This window comes from Oribacterium sp. HCP28S3_H8 (assembly GCF_052064775.1).
GTDB lineage: Bacteria > Bacillota > Clostridia > Lachnospirales > Lachnospiraceae > Oribacterium.
Genome location: NZ_JBQHUZ010000017.1, coordinates 1 through 18,372, shown reverse-complemented (window position 1 = coordinate 18,372; position 18,372 = coordinate 1). Strand labels below are relative to the sequence as shown.

At 39.7% G+C, this 18,372-nt stretch carries 18 protein-coding genes and 3 pseudogenes; 16 read left to right on the top strand and 5 right to left on the bottom strand.

Features of this window, described 5'->3' with window-relative positions:
- Nucleotides 1–451 precede the first annotated feature (451 nt).
- Together gloA2 and ACTNEN_RS12940 are read left to right on the top strand one after the other, a co-directional pair.
- Complete coding sequence (gene gloA2 / locus ACTNEN_RS12945; protein ID WP_441206895.1) at nt 452–835, top strand: SMU1112c/YaeR family gloxylase I-like metalloprotein; 384 nt, start codon at nt 452–454, stop codon at nt 833–835.
- A 327-nt stretch (nt 836–1,162) separates the two neighbouring features.
- Nucleotides 1,163–1,444 carry a type II toxin-antitoxin system RelB/DinJ family antitoxin gene (locus tag ACTNEN_RS12940; protein ID WP_441206894.1) on the top strand — a complete coding sequence of 94 codons (282 nt, stop codon included), beginning with the start codon at nt 1,163–1,165 and terminating at the stop codon, nt 1,442–1,444.
- Between the two features lie 251 nt (nt 1,445–1,695).
- Here ACTNEN_RS12940 and ACTNEN_RS12935 read toward each other — a convergent pair.
- Nucleotides 1,696–2,008 (bottom strand): annotated as a pseudogene (locus ACTNEN_RS12935) (ATP-binding protein); the annotation flags it as partial.
- A 181-nt stretch (nt 2,009–2,189) separates the two neighbouring features.
- Nucleotides 2,190–3,143: a LysR family transcriptional regulator gene (locus tag ACTNEN_RS12930; RefSeq protein WP_441206893.1), complete on the bottom strand. Its 954-nt coding sequence runs from the start codon at nt 3,141–3,143 to the stop codon at nt 2,190–2,192.
- Nucleotides 3,144–3,362: 219 nt separating this feature from the next.
- On the opposite strand from ACTNEN_RS12930, the gene ACTNEN_RS12925 reads away from it, so the two are divergent.
- From ACTNEN_RS12925 to ACTNEN_RS12905, 5 genes are all read left to right on the top strand, one after another.
- A complete protein-coding gene (locus tag ACTNEN_RS12925) occupies nt 3,363–3,848 on the top strand; it encodes a TRAP transporter small permease (RefSeq protein WP_441206892.1) in 486 nt (161 codons plus the stop codon).
- A 4-nt stretch (nt 3,849–3,852) separates the two neighbouring features.
- A complete protein-coding gene (locus ACTNEN_RS12920; protein ID WP_441206891.1) occupies nt 3,853–5,145 on the top strand; it encodes a TRAP transporter large permease in 1,293 nt (430 codons plus the stop codon).
- 67 nt (nt 5,146–5,212) lie between these two features.
- Nucleotides 5,213–6,313 (top strand): TRAP transporter substrate-binding protein, encoded by a 1,101-nt coding sequence (locus ACTNEN_RS12915; RefSeq protein ID WP_441206890.1) that lies wholly within the window; start codon nt 5,213–5,215, stop codon nt 6,311–6,313.
- Nucleotides 6,314–6,407: 94 nt separating this feature from the next.
- On the top strand, nt 6,408–7,538 hold the full coding sequence (locus ACTNEN_RS12910; protein ID WP_441206889.1) for an amidohydrolase family protein: 1,131 nt from the start codon (nt 6,408–6,410) through the stop codon (nt 7,536–7,538).
- 175 nt (nt 7,539–7,713) lie between these two features.
- Nucleotides 7,714–7,983, top strand: a complete 270-nt coding sequence (locus ACTNEN_RS12905; RefSeq protein WP_441206888.1) for an HNH endonuclease signature motif containing protein — start codon at nt 7,714–7,716, stop codon at nt 7,981–7,983.
- 25 nt (nt 7,984–8,008) lie between these two features.
- On the opposite strand, the gene ACTNEN_RS12900 is transcribed toward ACTNEN_RS12905, so the two are convergent.
- Nucleotides 8,009–8,386, bottom strand: coding sequence for a type II toxin-antitoxin system death-on-curing family toxin (locus ACTNEN_RS12900; RefSeq protein ID WP_441206887.1), 378 nt, complete (start codon nt 8,384–8,386; stop codon nt 8,009–8,011).
- Nucleotides 8,383–8,625, bottom strand: a complete 243-nt coding sequence (locus tag ACTNEN_RS12895; protein ID WP_441206886.1) for a type II toxin-antitoxin system Phd/YefM family antitoxin — start codon at nt 8,623–8,625, stop codon at nt 8,383–8,385. The genes ACTNEN_RS12900 and ACTNEN_RS12895 overlap by 4 nt, the downstream gene beginning before the upstream one ends.
- Before the next feature lie 238 nt (nt 8,626–8,863).
- On the opposite strand from ACTNEN_RS12895, the pseudogene ACTNEN_RS12890 reads away from it, so the two are divergent.
- From ACTNEN_RS12890 to ACTNEN_RS12865, 6 genes and pseudogenes are all read left to right on the top strand, one after another.
- Nucleotides 8,864–9,150, top strand: a pseudogene (locus ACTNEN_RS12890) (IS30 family transposase); the annotation flags it as partial.
- A gap of 375 nt (nt 9,151–9,525) precedes the next feature.
- Nucleotides 9,526–10,485, top strand: a complete 960-nt coding sequence (locus ACTNEN_RS12885) for a helix-turn-helix domain-containing protein (RefSeq protein WP_441206885.1) — start codon at nt 9,526–9,528, stop codon at nt 10,483–10,485.
- Entirely contained in the window at nt 10,469–11,227 is a 759-nt protein-coding gene (locus ACTNEN_RS12880) for a hypothetical protein (protein WP_441206884.1), read from the top strand. Before ACTNEN_RS12885 ends, ACTNEN_RS12880 begins: the two co-directional genes overlap by 17 nt.
- Before the next feature lie 48 nt (nt 11,228–11,275).
- A complete protein-coding gene (locus ACTNEN_RS12875) occupies nt 11,276–11,605 on the top strand; it encodes a DUF4062 domain-containing protein (protein WP_441206883.1) in 330 nt (109 codons plus the stop codon).
- On the top strand, nt 11,589–12,245 hold the full coding sequence (locus ACTNEN_RS12870; protein ID WP_441206882.1) for a hypothetical protein: 657 nt from the start codon (nt 11,589–11,591) through the stop codon (nt 12,243–12,245). Before ACTNEN_RS12875 ends, ACTNEN_RS12870 begins: the two co-directional genes overlap by 17 nt.
- A gap of 156 nt (nt 12,246–12,401) precedes the next feature.
- Entirely contained in the window at nt 12,402–12,536 is a 135-nt protein-coding gene (locus ACTNEN_RS12865) for a hypothetical protein (RefSeq protein ID WP_441206881.1), read from the top strand.
- Nucleotides 12,537–12,725: 189 nt separating this feature from the next.
- On the opposite strand, the pseudogene ACTNEN_RS12860 reads toward ACTNEN_RS12865, so the two are convergent.
- Nucleotides 12,726–14,291 (bottom strand): annotated as a pseudogene (locus ACTNEN_RS12860) (IS3 family transposase).
- Between the two features lie 115 nt (nt 14,292–14,406).
- Between ACTNEN_RS12860 and ACTNEN_RS12855 the strand changes: the two are divergent.
- From ACTNEN_RS12855 to ACTNEN_RS12845, 3 genes are all read left to right on the top strand, one after another.
- The gene (locus ACTNEN_RS12855) at nt 14,407–14,556 is read left to right on the top strand and encodes a hypothetical protein (RefSeq protein ID WP_441206880.1); all 150 of its coding nucleotides are present in this window, start codon (nt 14,407–14,409) and stop codon (nt 14,554–14,556) included.
- An 88-nt stretch (nt 14,557–14,644) separates the two neighbouring features.
- Nucleotides 14,645–15,766: an AAA family ATPase gene (locus tag ACTNEN_RS12850; protein WP_441206879.1), complete on the top strand. Its 1,122-nt coding sequence runs from the start codon at nt 14,645–14,647 to the stop codon at nt 15,764–15,766.
- Nucleotides 15,744–18,083: a S8 family peptidase gene (locus ACTNEN_RS12845; protein WP_441206878.1), complete on the top strand. Its 2,340-nt coding sequence runs from the start codon at nt 15,744–15,746 to the stop codon at nt 18,081–18,083. Before ACTNEN_RS12850 ends, ACTNEN_RS12845 begins: the two co-directional genes overlap by 23 nt.
- Nucleotides 18,084–18,372 lie beyond the last annotated feature (289 nt).

Genomic DNA, 18,372 nt, shown 5'->3' with positions numbered 1-18,372 from the left:
TTAACTGATGTGGGCTAAATGAATTTATCAAGGTACTAATTGTGTAGGCTCTGATTTTTAATCAGAGAATATCGGTTAAAACTAAATTTGCGCAAAAATATTGACGGTATCGACACTTTGAAGGCTGACCTGGAAGAGAAGAAAACTGCTTTGAAAAAGGCCGAAAAAGAAGTGGCATCTCTGGAAGCGAAGAAAGCAAAGGCAGATGCTAAGGCCGCTGAAGAAGCTAAGAAGGGGTGAAGCCGAAGCAGTGCTGAAGAAGCTGCTGGCCAGCGGGATGAGTGCGGACGAGATTCTGGAAAAGCTGAAATAAAATAATCCAAGAAAAAATGAATGCCGTGAGGACAAACTGAACTCCAGAAGTTCACACGGTATTTTTTGAAGGTTGTCGTATAGCTTATAATGAAAATAAAAAAAGAACATAAGTAGAAGAAATGGAGTGTGACATAAAATGAACTTATCTAAAATACACCACATCGCGATCATCGTATCCGACTACGAAGCCGCAAGGGAGTTCTATGTGAACAAGCTGGGCTTTCCCATTATTAGAGAAAACTATCGCCCAGAGCGTAAAGATTGGAAGCTGGCTCTGCGTGTTAACAAACACACAGAGCTGGAGATTTTTGCAGAAGAAAACCCGCCGAAGCGTGTGAACCGCCCGGAGGCCTGTGGGCTGCGTCACCTTGCATTTTGTGTGGAGAGCGTGGAGCAGACAGTGAATGAGTTGGCAGAGGTAGGAATTGAATGTGAGCCAATTCGTGTGGATGATTACACCGGCAAGAAGATGACTTTCTTCCATGACCCGGACGGACTGCCGTTGGAGCTGCATGAGTAAAATGAAGAAAACAAGAAAACCAGGCGGTGGCGTGTGTTCTTATTTTTCAGGCTTTTCAGCTTTTTTCTTCTTCGGTGCAATTTTGTGCCCTCCTTATCTTCTTTCCGTATTCTAAGCAATTCTGCTATTTCCGTTTTAGATGGACAAGGAAAAGAGTACTGAAAAGATCGATGGTGCGGTTGCTACTGTCATGGCTTTAGATCGTGCTATTCGACATGAAAGTGAAGAGAGTGTTTATGACAGCCGAGGACTGATTGTTCTGTAATCATTTGACTGCATTTGTATTTATTACGTGCTAATATGGAATTAGAAAAGGAGGTGTTTACTATGGCAAACACACTTGTACAATTCCGAGCAGACGAAACAGAGCGAGTCGAGGCTACAAGAATCTTAGATCAGCTTGGGCTGGATATGCCGTCCTATCTTAGAATGTGTGTCTCCAGACTGGTCAGGGATAAGGGGATCCCCTTTAGTATGAGAATCGCGAAAACTTCAGAAAATAAAGGTGTCTCTGCTATGAAGCGGGCCAGCCGAATTGCGGAAGAAAACGGAATCTCTGATATGACGATTGATGAGATCAATGCCGAAATTGCAGATGCCAGAAAGTGAGGTGCCTGTGAAATTCTTGATGAGTATCGTACGGTGTTACTTCGCCCGAAGTTTCATCTTACGGAGGCAATCGTAAATGACATCATCAACGAACTGTTTTCTCATGCGATTTCTATTTCTGAGGAGCATTTGGATGTTGATCTTCCAGATCCCAAAGACAGAGTATTCTATTTTCTTATGCCTTTTTTACAATGAAGAGAACATCATGAGGGGCCTTGCAACCCACATCACGACTTCCGGTTAGCACAAGATCAATATCGCAGGAGCCAAGCCGACGGCAGCATGGATCTGTAATTCGCCGGGTCCGTCGGGATGATGTTGATCTTGTACGCATCATGCTTGATGCGATCCAGGATCGCTTTTCCGCAAGCGGACTGTCATCGCCTCCAAGTTGATCGAACCAGCCATTGTAATCATACTGAGAACAAAAGATGGTTGACGACTTCTTGCGTCTCCTATGGAGGAGTTCCAGTATATCGTGCTGTTCTCTGATGCGGTTGGCTTCAACAGCAGCCATTCATCGATGATCAGTAGAATCGGATTGGCGTATTTGCTCTGGACCTTTTATTATTAGTTTACAACATACAAAGGCCGGTCACTCGCTCCGCACCGTGATCACTCACGGCCGCAAAAGCGGCCACGTGGCTACGCCGTATGCAAAATTAAAATCGTCGATATAAGATGGTGATTTTAATTTGAAACTAAGGATGAATTAAAGGTTGTCTTTTATGGTCAAGGATAAAAGTTAATTTAATATTGTTGGACGACCGATTCCAAATTGCTCCCAATAAATTTCCATTTGGTGACCATAATCGATTGCTAATGAAATCAAATATTTATCAGCGACGCTGAGAGTTCTCGTTTTAGAGTAAATGAAATACCAATTCCATTTTGGATCGTCTTCCAAATAGAACCATGCGGTGGAATTCGTCCTTTGTGCATATGATTGTGGAATAATGGTGCAGCAGAGTCCATTGTTTACCAACCGAAATAATGCATTATTCATTAGAGTTTCATAGTGTATATTTGGATGAATCCCTGCCTTATCAAACATGGGATCGATAATTTGACGCATAGTAGATCCTGCAAACATAAATGCGAAGTTTTCATCTTTGACATATTCTAACGGCAAAGTACGCATTGGCTTCCCGTGCTGAGGGGCATATTGAGCAGCAGTTATACGTCGCGGAATGCCCAATACAAGTTTTTCTGAACATAATTTAATATAATCAAACGTCTGATCTGGTGGTGTATTTTGCATGATAAAAGCCATATCCAGACGATCAGATGTAATTTTATTTTTCATTTCTGAAACAGTTTGCTCCATCATTGTAATTGTCACATGGGGATATTGTTGATTGAATTTTGGAAGTATGTCAATAAGCATGTCAACGCCATGCTCAAATGGCAATCCAAGAGCGATATTTCCAGCTGGATTGTGTTCCAAATCATGTATTTGGGTATAAGTGTTTTGCGCAATCTTTAATATGCGTCGTGCATTTTCTATATATATTTTGCCAGCCTGTGTTGGTAAAATTTCTTTTTTAGATCTATGGAAGAGTTGGATACCTAACTCTTTTTCTTCTTTGATCAACTGCTGATTTAAGCCGGATTGCGAAATATACAGATCATTGGCAGCTTTTGTAATACTTTTATGATCTGCTATCGCAACAATGTATTCAAGCATTTTTAAATCCATTTCTGTACCTTTTTCCTATTTTTTATTGTGTTTCAATATCAATTAAAAGTTTAGCAATATTACAAAATATTGGCTGAATCATAATGCGATAAAGGATAGTATGCTCTAAAAAAAGAAGTAACACTTCTAGTTATCATAAATATTATCATCTTTACTTTATATTTTAACATATTTACAATTTGTTTATCAAATGGATTTCATTGTAATTTGGAGGGGAAAATGAAAGCTTTGAAATGGGTGGATCTTCACTTTGAAGAATTGGTTCTAACAGTTTTTTTAATCATTTTATCTGTTCTCATTACGGTAAATGTGGTGCTTCGATACATTTTGGGAAGCGGTCTTACTTGGAGTGAGGCAGTATGCAGATATTGCCTTGTTTATTCTACTTTTTTTACAATAGGTCATTGGATCAGAAGATCAAGTGGAATCAGTGTTGATTTTGTACTTCAAATCGTACCGCACTCGGTTAATTCATTGTTTTGCTGGATTGTCAGAGTGATGCAGATATTATTTTTTGGATTTTTGTTTATATCATCTATACGTGTTTTTTGCAGTGTGTATGCTTCGGGAACTACAGATGGTACGATGGGATTTAACATGGCTTATATTTACCTTGCTTGTGTTTTTGGATTTTTAGATGCACTCATCAGGAGTATTCAGGTAATCATATTAAATCTTCCGATGATGAGGCATAAGGAGGCATAATAAAATGGCGATGGGATTATTTTTCTTGATTTTCTTTGTTCTGATTGCAATCGGAACTCCTATGGCACTTGTATTTGGAGGAATGAGTTTTCTGCCAAATTTGGTGAGTTCCAGCGTACCTTATACTGTTGACGCTGCTATCAGGAGTATGTTTTCAAGTCTGAATAGCTTTACAATGTTAGCAGTCCCGCTGTTTATGCTATCTGGTGTGATTATGGCCAGAGGTGGTATATCCAAAAAACTGTTTGATTTTTTTGCCTATTTTATAGGCAATAAAACCGCAGGCCTTCCTTGTGCAGTTGTTCTTACTTGCATGTTTTATGGAGCAATTTCTGGTTCATCACCTGCAACGGTATCAGCGGTCGGAGCAATGTGTATACCATTTCTTACAAGTTTAAATTATGATCTTGTCTTTTCAACAGCTATTGTCACAGTGGCAGGTGGCTTGGGAGTGATTATTCCGCCATCCATTTCTTATATTGTATATTCAGGCGCTTCAGATACATCGCCTTCAGACTTATTTATTGCTGGAATTCTTCCGGGAATCCTTATTGGCTTATGTTTGTGTGTTTGCTGCTATTTGCACTGTAGAAATTCAGGCGAAGATAAATTGGTGCTTCAGAAAAATTATGCTGAGCTTCATTCACGAGGATTTGCAGCTGTCTTTAAAGAGAGCTTCGCGGCTTTGCTTACACCAGTTATTATTCTTGGATCTATTTATGGCGGTATATGTTCTCCAACAGAAGCGGCTGCAGTATCAGTTGTTTATGCATTGGTAGTTTCTTTATTTGTTTACAAGACGATAAAACTGCAGGATGTGCTAGGCTTGTTCACAGAAGGAGCAAAATCATATATAGGCATTCTTTTTATTATTGCTTCAGCAACGGCATTTGGAAGATGTCTTACAATTATGCAGTATCCGCAGATTGTATCAAAGGCAATACTGAGCGTTTCCTCAAATAAGCTTGTTATCATCTTAATCATGAATGTGATCCTTCTGATTTTTGGTATGATCCTGGATAATATTCCTAACATTATGATTCTTACGCCGATTCTACTTCCTATAGCGAATGCGATCGGCATGAATCCAGTACACTTTGGCATTATGATGACTTGCAACCTGGCGATCGGAATGGTCACTCCGCCGATGGGCATAAATCTGTATGTTGCATCAGGAATGACAAAAGTACCAGTACTGAAATTGGCAAGAGCATGCGTGCCATTCCTTATTTCATTCTTGGTTGCTTTAATTCTTATTTCCTATATACCAGCAATCAGTCTGGTGTTGTTGAGATAAGCTAGAGATTTATATTTGTGATTTTGAGAAAGGTTGACTTTCTCTATAAATAGAAAGGGTAATGATTATGAAAAAATTAATTTCCGTGATTCTGGCTTCCATGGTAGCCTCTGGTCTTGTTGCATGTGGAAGTGGTTCTGCACCGGCAACGAATGCTTCTACAACTGCTGCGGCAGCTATAGCTACTGAAGAGAAAAGTTCTGAATCTGCGGCTGCATCAGGGGACAACGTTGATATTGAGAATACATACTCCTGGAATGTAGCGATGAATGTAGCAGAATCGACGCTGAATTACAAATTTTATGAAGTATTTAAAAATGATATTGAGTCGCGTTCTGGAGGCAAGATTACATTAAATCTTTTCCCAAATGGACAGCTCGGTGGAGATGCAGAGCAGTTACAGTCTTTGATGGATGGTACTGTACAGTTTTCTACGACTATTACTTCTGGCATGACTAGCACAATACCGCAATATGGATTATTTGATTTACCAAATGCATTTACTAATGTAGAAATGATGCGAAAGGTTGAAGATAATGCAGAACTGCTTGATGCGTTAAACAAAGCGTCAGCGGATAAAGGAATCCATCTGATGGGAATGACTGATGCTGGTTTCCGCGAGTTAACATCTAACAAGGAGATTCATTCGTTGAATGATCTATCTGGATTAAAAATACGTGTTATTGATAACCCGTATCATCAGCTTTACTGGACAAGTCTTGGGGCGGCTACTACAACTATGGATTTTAATGAAGTATATTCTTCACTCCAGCAGAAAGTGATTGATGCAGAAGAGAATCCATATATGAATATTACAGCAAATAAGTTCTATGAAGTCCAGCCGTATATTATTGAGACAAATCATCTAGGTCATATCATGGTTTTTACCATGAATAAGGCATTGTATGATTCTCTGCCAGATAATGTTAAGGCACTTATTGATGAATGTGCTGAAGAAGCACTTAAGGAAACTCGCGCTGCAGCAGATGAGGCTATTATCGGATATAAGAAAACCATTGAAGATAATGGCTCTCAAATTATTAAATTAGACGATTCTGTTCTGGCAGAGATGCAAGCTAAGGCACAGCCGGTTTATGATAAAGTACGTACAGATCTAGGTAGTGATCTTGTAGACACATTCTTGAAGGCTGTAGACGAGGCAAAATAATTTATAAAATTGGTACTGTGACATAACATGACGGAGGGCTGTTGTGGGAATTCTCCTGCGACAGCCCCTTTGTAGTTAAGTGGGATAACAGAGTATGGATAAAATTTTAATTCAAAATGGAACTGTATATGATCCAACAGAAGGAACTTTTGTGCCACGGGATATAGCGGTATATGGACATTGTATCGTTCCGGCGGGATCAATTATAGCTGACATTCTCATAGATGCGACAGGATGTATCATAACTCCTGGGTTAATTGATTTTCATCTTCATTGCTTTACGGGAGGCTCTGACGGAGCCTGTGATGCTGATACTTTTTGCCTGCCGAATGGTGTTACTACATGTATTGATGCTGGGACAGCGGGAAGTGCGGCTTTTCAAGGATTTTATGCAAATGTAATCAGCAGAGCAAGAACACGGGTGTTGGCTATGCTGCATGTGGCACCTGAAGGACTCATTACTGGCAGACATCCGGAAAACCAGACACCTGGCGATTGGGACATTGAAACAATTGAGAGCCTGTGCGACAGATATCCGGAAATTGTGGCGTTAAAAATACGACAGGGACATGCAATTTGTGATCCGTATGGTTTAACAGATGAGCCTGTTATAGAAGGCGTTAAGTTGGCAGAAAAATTGAAAAAGAAGGTGGTTGTCCATGTCAACAATCCGAATGTATCTGCGGGCAGAATTGCCTCAGAACTTCGTGCAGGCGATGTTTTTTGTCATATGTATGCAGGAACGGACGAGAATATTTTAGACGAGAAGGGGAAAGTTCAGCGGGAGATAGTGGAGGCAAGAAAACGAGGAGTGATTTTTGATGCATGTAATGGGCGGAGTAACTTTTTATTTCGCGTTGCAGAAGCAGCAATATCTGAAGGTTTCATGCCAGACATTATTTCAAGCGACAATAGTCCTTTAGGTAACTATCGACACCCGCTGATTTCTCTGCCCAGACTTCTTAGCAAATATCTGATGCTTGGTATGAGACTGGAGGAGGTATTTGACTGTGCTACCATTAATCCGGCACGATGGTTGGGAAGATTAAGTCTTGCCTCCTTGCAGCCTGGCACAGAATCCGACATTGCCATTTGGAAATTGAAGAATAAGTCTGTACTGCATAAAGATTTTATTGGAGAGGCCAGAACAGGTAATCAGGTACTGATTCCAGAGATGACAATCCGTGATGGAGCTATTGCATATTCTCAAGCAGATTTTTTGTGACTAGCTCAGTATTTCCGCCAGGGAATAGGCATTGCCTAAAGAAACTCGTGCTGCAGCAGATGAAAATCTAGAATAGCAGTTTGACCTGCCGAGGACATTGATTGGTAAATGGTCCAGGAAAATGTCCGCACCCCCCAGAAGGTATTATTAGTTTACAACATACATACACAAGAGGATGCATCCGGAAGAAATGCGGTCAGCTGCGGCTAGAGGGTACGGTTCAAGATGGAGACGGGAGAGCAAGAAGTTCTTACAGCTCCATCCATTCTACGAGGAGTGTCTGCGACATGGCATCGCAACGCCCGCGACGGTTGTGGACCACATCGTTCCGCACCGAGGAGATCCGAAGCTCTTCTGGGACAGATCGAACTGGCAGGCGCTGTGTAAGAGGTGCTACGACAGGAAGACCGGACGAGAGGATCACAATCCGACGTATCGGTACTGAGGGGAAAGTTAAGTCAATGCACTCATTATACGATGTGCGCGAGAACCCAAGTTCGAAGGACACGATCGTCTGCTTTTCCTGATGCAATTTTCAGGATTAGCTGGATCAGATCTTCGTCTTGATATTGAAGCTCAATACCATTGATATCCAACGTCACAAGCATGGCGTGTGTACCGATACGTTTGTTGCCATCAACAAAAGGGTGATTTGTAATCAGTCCGTATCCAAGGCGGACGGCTTTGTTAACAATGCCTGGATAAAGCTCCATATTGTCAAAGGTCTGGAAAGGTTGGCTGATTGCTGAATCCAGCATCCCCTCATCACGAACGCCATCAGTTCCTCCTGATTGTCTGATCAGTTGTGTATGTAACAGAAGAATCTGCTGCTTTGTCAGCATATTCATTTCGCAAGTTCCTCATAAACGTGTTTGTTTCGTTTTAATAGCTTTGCTGAGGAAGCAAGCACATCTGCATCAGATGCAGCCTTTACAGAATCATCTTGTAGAGCATAGTGGACAGTTAGAAAAACTTTATTGTTTTTCAGAATAGTGACGTCACCATATTCCATTGCCATACGGGCAACCTTGGAGAAGTTCTGATTAGCTTCTGTCATCGAAACAGTTCTATCAGTGTCAATAATCATAACGAGTACCTCCTTGATATTTTGATTATAGATAAATTCTAGGATAAATTCAATGAATTGTTTAAATGCTTAAAAGAAAAACGAGGAGAATAACGAGGCGGGGGAGGTCATGATCTTAAAAGGTGTACCTACAGGAGACCAGTGCTCCCTTCCGTGCGTGCGTCCGCGAAATTGATACCCCCGGGGTTACCAGTACATCAATGACGGCCGTTTCTGTGCCAGAAACATCGACCTCAAACACTTCTGTGATCCAATGCGGAGCTGCCAGAAAGGCGGCGTGGAAAACGTTCCTACGCTGCTTAGAATGGTCTTGCCAAAAGGCACAAGCTTTGGGTTTCTGACACAGTGGGCCGTCAACCTAATTGTGAACCACATAAACTCTACGCCACGCAAAAGCCTGAATGGAAGTACACCCTATAACGTTTCTGACAAAGCATACGGTGGGAAGTCTTAAAAAAACTACAGCTTAGGCGCATTGACCCTGATGAAGTCAAACTCTCGCCTAAGCTGATTCGGAACAACTAACCAGACAAAATCTGCTGTCAGACTGGAAGTAAACTTTTCACATTTTTTCAATGTGGCTGGTGGAATTCAGTCTCGCACACTGCATTTCCAGCGGCTTACGAAGCATGTCTAAATTTAGGTTTTTGTCAGAAAAGTTATCCTAATTATATGCATCTCAGAACAGAATTGCATCTGAAATATTAAAAAAAGAAAGCTTTTTAAGTTGCAGTAGAATTTACTTCTACACTGGAATTTACTTTTTCAATTCACGAGCAAAATTGCTTGGAAAATATTGGTGTTTCAATAGTTGAATTTGGCCAATCATAACCTTAATATTGTATCTTAACTTAAAACAAGTTATAATACAAAAAAAGAGTTATAAATGGAGGCGATAGAGTGGAATACCTGAAGCGGGTTTTAGGAATTGAAGTGCTGTATGAAAATAAAGCTTTAGAGCATTTGCCAAACTTCATCAGTACAAGGTATGATTCACAGAAAGTATCTCTGAGTGGTCAAAAAGCCGTTTTTTTGTACCCTAAAACCGAATTGGAACAGGTGGAAACATTAAAAAAGCATCTGGAACGTGTGAAAAAGGTTGCAGATCGCCCTGTGGTTTTAGTACTGGAACAAATCACTGCACGGCAGAAAGAGTATTTACTTCGAGAAAAGATAGCATTTATTGTGGATGGAAAGCAAATTTATCTGCCCTTTATGGCGGCATATTTGCAGGAACGTTGTGATGCAGAAAAGAGCGACAGAGAAGAAATCTTGCCATCAGCTCAGATGCTGTTGCTTTATTTTATTTATAAGGGAGCAAAGGAACTGTCCACAAGTCAAGCTGCAAAAGATTTGGATTTGACACCAACATCTATTTCCAGAGCGTCCAAACAACTTGAAGAAATGGGAACGCTGCAATCGAAAAAAATCGGAGTACAGAAGATACTGTTCTCGGAAAACTCCCCCAAAGAGTTGTTTTATAAAGCAGAGAAAGTTCTGCTCAATCCTGTGAAAAGGACTGTCTACGTTCCATGCGAGGAAGTAAAGAATGAATTGTTGGAGAGCGGATATTCCGCATTGGCGGAGTATTCGATGCTCAATGCGCCTGGTGTTTGGTGCTACGCTTCAGAAAGAATATCTCAGTGGAATGACTGTATGACAAAGGATTTACAGGACTCAAATTCACAGGTGGCTGTTGAAATGTGGAGATATGACCCACGAAAATTATCGAAGAAAAAAATGGTCGATGAACTTTCTCTGGCATTATCGCTCAGGGAAGATGCAGATGAACGGGTAGAAGAAGCAGTAGAAGAAATGTTAAATAATCTGTGGAGGAAGATAGATGGTAACAGGGATTGAAAGCTTTAAGGAATGGTTCAAGGGTAACGAAAGCCAGTATGCAATTATCGGTGGAACTGCGTGTGACATCTTGATGACGGAAGAAGGCTTAGACTTCCGTGCAACAAAAGACATTGATCTTGTTCTAATTATTGAAGCCGTGGATGTGGCTTTTGGAAGAAAATTCTGGGACTATGTAAAACAGGCTGGATACGAACATTGTAATAAAAGCTCTGGTATGCCACAGTTTTATCGGTTCAGTCACCCGACCTCAAACCGTTATCCAGCCATGATTGAACTGTTCACTAGAAAACTGGATGCAATTCAACTTCCAGATGATGCAGTATTGACACCGCTGCCAATGGATGAGGACATATCGAGTTTATCTGCAATCCTTTTGGATGATGATTACTATGAATTCTTGAAACAGGGGAAAGTGACTGTTGATGGAGTAACGGTTTTGGACGCTGCATATTTGATTCCGTTCAAGGCGAAAGCATGGATGGATTTGACGGATCGCAAGGAAGCCGGAGAACACGTTGATAGTAAAAACATTAAGAAGCATAAAAATGATGTTTTTCGATTGACTGAACTGATTGACCCTACAATCAAGATTGCCACTCCCAGTGGCGTGTATGAGGATATGCAGAAGTTTGTTGATCGAATGAAAAATGAAACGATTGATGTTAAACAGTTGGGGCTTGTGGGACGAACGAAAGAACAGATTCTTCAGGAAATAGGAGAATTATATGCTATACAATAATCAGTGAGTTATAGAATAAAACACTATCTTGTAAGGAAGTGATATAACATGGAAAAGAAATACCAAATTTTTATTTCGTCAACTTATAAGGATTTGATAGAAGCACGTAGCAAAGTAAGGGATGCAATCCTATCAATGATGCATTTCCCAGTTGGCATGGAGATGTTTAACGCTGCTGACGAAGAGCAGTGGGAAATCATACAAGAGACAATTGATAGTTCGGATTATTATGTTTTGATTTTGGGACAGCGATATGGCTCTATAATAGAATCTGGATCGGATGCTGGAATTAGCTATACGGAAAAGGAATTTCGCTATGCGAGAGAGAAGAATTTTGAAGAGAAGTTGAAGGAGAGCTGTAATGACAAATGTTACTGATTGGTTAATGATCGCCATTACTGCTGTTTATGTTATTGCAACAATATTTATTTGTAGGGCTAATATAAAATCAGCTGAAGCTTCAAAAGAACAGTTGGAAGAGATGCGCAAACAATACGCAGAAGATAATAGACCGATTTTGGATGTAGAATTTCTTTACGAACGCAAGACTTGGTATATAGTGCGTTTTGTAAATCGAGGAAAATACACTGCACAACATACTATGATTAATCTTACACAAGAGTTTATCGATAGTTTACCAGAAGAGACTTTTAGGAATCAGCTTGAAAAACTTAAAGGAAAAGAATGCCTGATTGGCGCTGGACAACACTACGACATCTTTATAGGGAGTAACAAACTTCGAGGCAATCCCAATATGAAACCTGTCGAGGGAACCGTTACATATCAGGCTAATGGGCAAAAGTATTCTGATGATATCTTCGTTGATTTTGAAAATTATATGACTTTTTTTAGTACTGCTACCGAGCAGGATGATTTACTGAAAGCTATCAAAGACAATACGAGTGAAATAAAGAATGTTGGTAACGAATTGAAGCATATGAATAACAAAGAAAAGTACCGTTGGAAAACCGGAGATCCAGAAGTTCGCCGGAGCGTTGATGGGTCTGAAAAGGACTAAGGTGAAGATTACAGACCTTTTTACACCACCTGTCCGGTCTGAGGAAACCGCTATTCCGGAGTGATGGAAACCGCTGTACCGGTCATGACGGAATCACTTTTATAATGAGGATAAGCATCAATCCCGATGCGAGTTCACATTTAAAGGAGGTTTTTTATGACCAAATACCGAGAAATCCTCAGGCTGTCTGCCTTAGGACTGTCTCTCCGGGAAATCGAGCGCAGTATTCACGTCTCGAGAAAGACCATCATCAAGGTGCAGCGACGGGCATCCGAACTGTCTATTGCCTGACCGATTGATGAGTCAGTTACTGACGCTGACCTGGAACAGAAGATGTTTACAAAAGACACGACGCCGCAGACTACCAAGCGTATGCCGGACTTCGACTACATCCGCAAGGTGTATGTTGTAAACTAATAATACCAGGAAGGGGGTGCGGACATTTCCTTGGACCATTAACCAATCAATATCCGCTATGAATCAAGCCGCTATAAGCCCAAGATACCTTTGATACTGAAGTAGGCTCATTCCTCCAAGAGAGAGCTTGATTCTCTTTTCCGAGTACCAATGCATATATTCATCAAGGATGGTTATGAATTCCTCGATGGTGATATCTTTCCAAGATTGCCCATAGAACATTTCGTTCTTCAGGCGTCCGAAGAAACCTTCACAGGCAGAGTTGTCCGGAGAGCATCCCTTTTTGGACATTGATCTTGTGAGTCCCGCGTTCTCCATCCTCTCGATCCAGCCTGGCCAACGGTAATGCGCACCTCGATCGGAATGAATAATCGGATGCTCGCCATTCTTAAGAGTTCCGACGGCGTTATCAAGCATGGTATTGACAAGTTCGGCATCCGGAGAAGTCCCTATTGTCCAGGAAACCGGTAGTCCGTCAAAGCAGTCAATAATAGGAGAAAGATATATTTTTCCAGCCGGGATATGAAACTCTGTGATATCTGTCAGCCATTTCACATTTGGCTGCTCGGCGTGGAAATCCCGCTCTATCACGTTTGGAACGACAGGTGTTATCTCTCCTTTATAGGAACTATACTTCTTACGCTTAACAGTTGGTACTATAAGCTTCTCTTCCTGCATGAGCCTGCGCACCACCTTCTCGGATACAGTCAATTCCTCATTATTGAGAGAGCTATGAATTCGACGGTAGCCGTATCTGCTGGAGGATTCAGCGAATACAGTACGGATCTTTACTCGGATATCAGCGTATTTATCCGGGGCACTGAGCGCGGCTTGCTAATAGTAATAACTGCTTTTCGCCATATGAAAGACATCCAGGAGCTCATGAAGGCTGTATTTACTGCGAAGGGCGCCAATCACGATCGCTTTTTCGCGATTGGTCAGCTTTTCGAGACTGACGCCCTCATCTTTTTTTAGGATTTCAGCTGCTTTCTCAAGGACATCTTTTTCCAACTGCAACCGATAAACCTGGCGTTTGAGTTCTTCCGCTTCATTATGGAGCTGCTCGATTTCTTGCTTGAGAGAATCCACGGTTTCCTGTTTATCAGCAGTGGTATCCGGCTTCTTTTTGGGCATGGGTGATATGTTTCCTTTCCCGAGAAGATCCCAGGCCCAGTTATATACAGAGTATCTGCTGACGTTATATTTATCAGCAATCTCTTGAGCACTTCCGTCGCTGGTACATAATTCGATAGCAACCTGTTCCTTCTGTTCTTTTGATAAATGTACCAATGATTGCCCTTTGGTGCAAGGACGTGTTTCTTCGGGAACATCCTCTTTTATCCATTGTGTAAGAAGCGGTCGGCTTGGATATCCCAATACCCGGACCGTCCGCGAAACACATTTGCCGTGTTCAAGATAATGCTTAACAGCAGTAGCACGCTGTTCTACAGTATATTTTTTGTAGGACTCACCTTCTTTTACCAGAGTGCCCGTCTCCGTATACTGCCTGTACCAGGCGACAAGAGATTTATAATCAGGATAGCCCAGTTCATTAATAACTGACGCAGCACTACGATCGTATTGAATATATAATTCAACTGCTTTTATTCTTTGTTCATGAGAATACATGTGCGGTCTCCTCCTTAGCCACTATTGTGGTCCAGGATTTTGTCCGCACCCTCTTTTGAGGATTAACTATTGACAATATACACTTCAGGTTCTTGCAAAGGAGTTTGGTACTTCTATGGATTACTTAGTTAATGGAACAGAAGCTGAGCAAGAGGAAGATGATCTGGAAATTCTCATGGCTATACAGTTGTTAAAAAGCCTGAAGACAGAGAGAGGAAAGACGGCTGCAGTGGAACATATCAAGCTTGTTATGCTGATGGAATGATCGTACTGATAACAAAAATGCACATACTGATAACAAAAGATTGACGTATGATAACATGTAACGTACAATAATCACAGGAGGAATGCTTATGTACACAGAAATAATAAAGATTATAGAAGGCGGTTTAGCTGGTGACCGTGAAAAAGTATATAATTATGCGAAAACTTTATCGGGAAATCTGATTGAATCTGGAGACACCCAATTTGGAAATAAGATAGCAAAAACACTTTTAAGCAAAAGAGTTGGTATGACATCCTTGGACTCATTATCTTCAAAACCGGTAGATGGTGAGAGTAGGATGGAAATAGTAGATGTCAGTGTTCCCACAATAAATAAAGAAGATCTAAAATTAAATCCTTCTATTGAAAAAGAAATAGAAGACTTTATTACAATATATAAAAAAAGAGATGCAATTATGGCTGCTGGAATTGATACATCTAAGAGCTTACTTTTGTATGGACCACCTGGATGCGGGAAAACAACAATTGCAAGCTACATTGCAATGAAGACAGGTTTGCCACTGGTGACAGCAAGATTAGATGGAATGATTTCTTCATTATTAGGTAGTACGGCAAAAAATATTAGAAAAATATTTGATTATGCATCGAGACAAGAATGTGTTCTGTTTTTAGATGAATTTGATGTAATAGCTAAATTACGAGACGATAAAAATGAAATGGGAGAACTAAAAAGAGTTGTAAATAGTTTGCTTCAGAATATAGATATGTTTAGTCCAAACAGTATAATAATAGCGGCGACGAATCACCATGAATTATTAGACCCAGCTGTCTGGAGAAGATTTAATAGGGTATTGTTGATTGATAAGCCTGATGAGCATGAAATCAGTGATTACCTAAAAATTCTTTTAAAAGGAAAAGCCTCGGACATTATTTCAAGTGAAAAAAAACTTAAGAACCTTTCAAGTTCTATGAATGGACTTAGCTATTCAGATATAAAAACGGTTGTTACAAACAGTATGATGGAAGCAATTGTGCATGACAAAAAAGATGTCGATTTACTGGACCTATTTCGTGAGACATATTTATTCTTACATCACAGTAATTCCAATGAAGATGATTTCATAGAATTCTTAATTAGAAATGATATGACACATAGGGAACTACAGGGGTATGGATTCCCTTTGAGAAAGATTCAATCAATATCAAAAAGAATAAGGGGTGAAGGAAGTGGAAAGAAGACTACCGATTAAGTTTTTTGCCAAAAGAGAAGAAGATAACATGAGAGTTGAAGGTTGTGGTAATAAAACATTGCCCTCATTCGTTCTTTCCGGAGATGAATTAGTAAATAGGGCAGAAATGCTTTGCGTAGAATTCGATGAGATTATAGATAGTATTGCGCATAAAGACAATGATGTTCCTTCAGTAATTACTGCAATTTTAAATCCAGATGCATTAGCAAAGAGCCATCGAGGAAAAATAAATACACTTTTTTCGGGGAATGGAAGAAATAATGTTATTGGATTGTGCAATGAAAGAACAATTAAAATAATGATTTCTGGAGAAGAGGAAGCCTTAGAAATAAAAAAGAGGATTACACAGCCACAGAAATATGCATATGAAATATCTTGTATTGAAGAAATTGGTGAATTTAAGCCAACGTTAGTCAGAAGTTCAACTGTTGAAGACTATAAGATTAAATTGATCAATTTTCAAGATTATGCACTGAATAATGCATATGCTAGACGTTTTGAAAACTATTTAATAGAAAAACAAATTAAATATAAAAAGACAAAGTATTCTCCTGACTTAGATGTATATAAGTTGATAAAAGCTGATTCAGCGGTTGTAGATACACTGATGAGTTCAGAAATATTTGATTTGACAGAAGAAATTATTCCTATGCCTAAAGTTTTTTTGGATTTAGATAGTTTAGAGTCTGGAACTGAATTTTCAGTAATGTATCCAAAAGACTTTGAAACATATGCAATTGTAGGCGTCCTAGATAATGGTATAGAACGTAATAAATATCTTGAGCCATGGATTGCGGGAGCAGCATCCCCTTATCCGAAAAACGTAGTAACGCCATCTCATGGAACAAAGGTGGCTAGTATTATTGCATATGGAGATAAACTGGAAGGTAAGGAATATGTCGGAAATAGTCATGTTAAGGTTTTTGATGCAACCGTTTTTCCGGATACTGATAAAGAATCATTTGATGAAGACGATTTGATAGCAAATATTCAAGAAATTGTAAGGCGTTATTGCAAAGTAATTAAAATATGGAATCTTTCTATCAGTATTACAAGAGAAATAAATCCTGATTCATTTTCGGATTTCGCTGTTGCGTTAGATAGTTTACAGGATGAATGTAACGTATTGATTTGTAAATCAGCTGGAAATTGTACAAATTTTGCATTTGGAAATCCTGTTGGACATCTTCATGAAGGCGCAGATTCTGTAAGATCGTTAGTTGTGGGGTCTATTGCACAGTCATCTGAACCAAATGATCTTTCCGAAGAAAATACACCTTCTCCCTTTACGAGGATTGGGCCTGGTCCAGCATATATTGTTAAGCCTGATTTGGTTCATTATGGCGGAAATGCAAAAACTGATGGAAGAGGAGGTATTGAACAAACTGGCAATCTTACTATTGGAATGGGTGGACACACAGTGTATTCATCAGGTACAAGCTTTTCAACACCTCGAATTTCTGCCTTAGCGGCAGAACTCAGCAACGATATCAAAGAGGAGTTTGACCCGTTACTTATAAAAGCATTGTTGATCCATTCATGTAATTATCCTGCAGAAATAAGGATGCCTGTAAATGAAAGAACTAATTACACAGGATTTGGAAAACCATCGTCTGTATCACAGATATTATATAACTCACCGAATGAAGTTACTCTAATTTTAAGGGATACTTTGGCAAGGGGGCAGTATATAGATATTAAAGACTTTCCTATGCCGGATTGTTTAATTAAAGATGGATATTATTCAGGTCAAATTATAGCCACGTTAGTGTATGATTCGGTTTTAGAGCCTTCACAGGGCTTTGAATACTGTCAGTCAAATATGAATTTAAAGTTTGGCTCTTATGACGAGAAGACTGAAAGAAACACGACGAGAAGGACAATATTAAATCCGGTTGGTAAAGAAGGTGCGAAGAATGTTTTGCTTGAATCGTTTTATAGTAAACGCAAGCAAGCGACTAAGAATCAAAGTGAATTTGCCAAAATGGAAAGATTATTAATTCAATACGGTGATAAATATTATCCTGTTAAGAAATATGCTGTTGATTTATCAGAAGTAACAGATGGAAATAAGGAAAAATATCTGACTGAAGATAAGAATTGGTTTTTATATTTGGATGGAACATATAGAAATTATTCTGAGCTGAAATCTCAGGCTCATAATTTTGAATTGAGCCAAGAGTTTTGTCTAATAATTACATTAAGGGATCCAAGTGGGGAACTTGACGTATATAATGGAGTGACACAGAAACTTAACGAATATAGTTTTTGGCATAGTAATATAAAAGTTGACAATAACATTGAGATTTCTTTGTGATTCTTTTCAGTATGTTGTTGTATTTTAAGAAAAGATAAAAAAGTATCTAACAAATAAAAAGCAGCCGCCTTTGTGTACCGACCCCCAATTGTTAGACCAAACATCTAACGATTGGAGGTCGGTATTTTAATGGCTAAATACAGTTACGAATTTAAGAAAAAGATAGTCCAAGCCTATCGATAACGTATAATTAATTGCGCAAATTCTTTTAAAACCGAATAAAAAAATAGACATGACTAGTACCTTTGGGTAAAATTTTAAGTGCTCAAACAAAAAACTAACCGGAGGT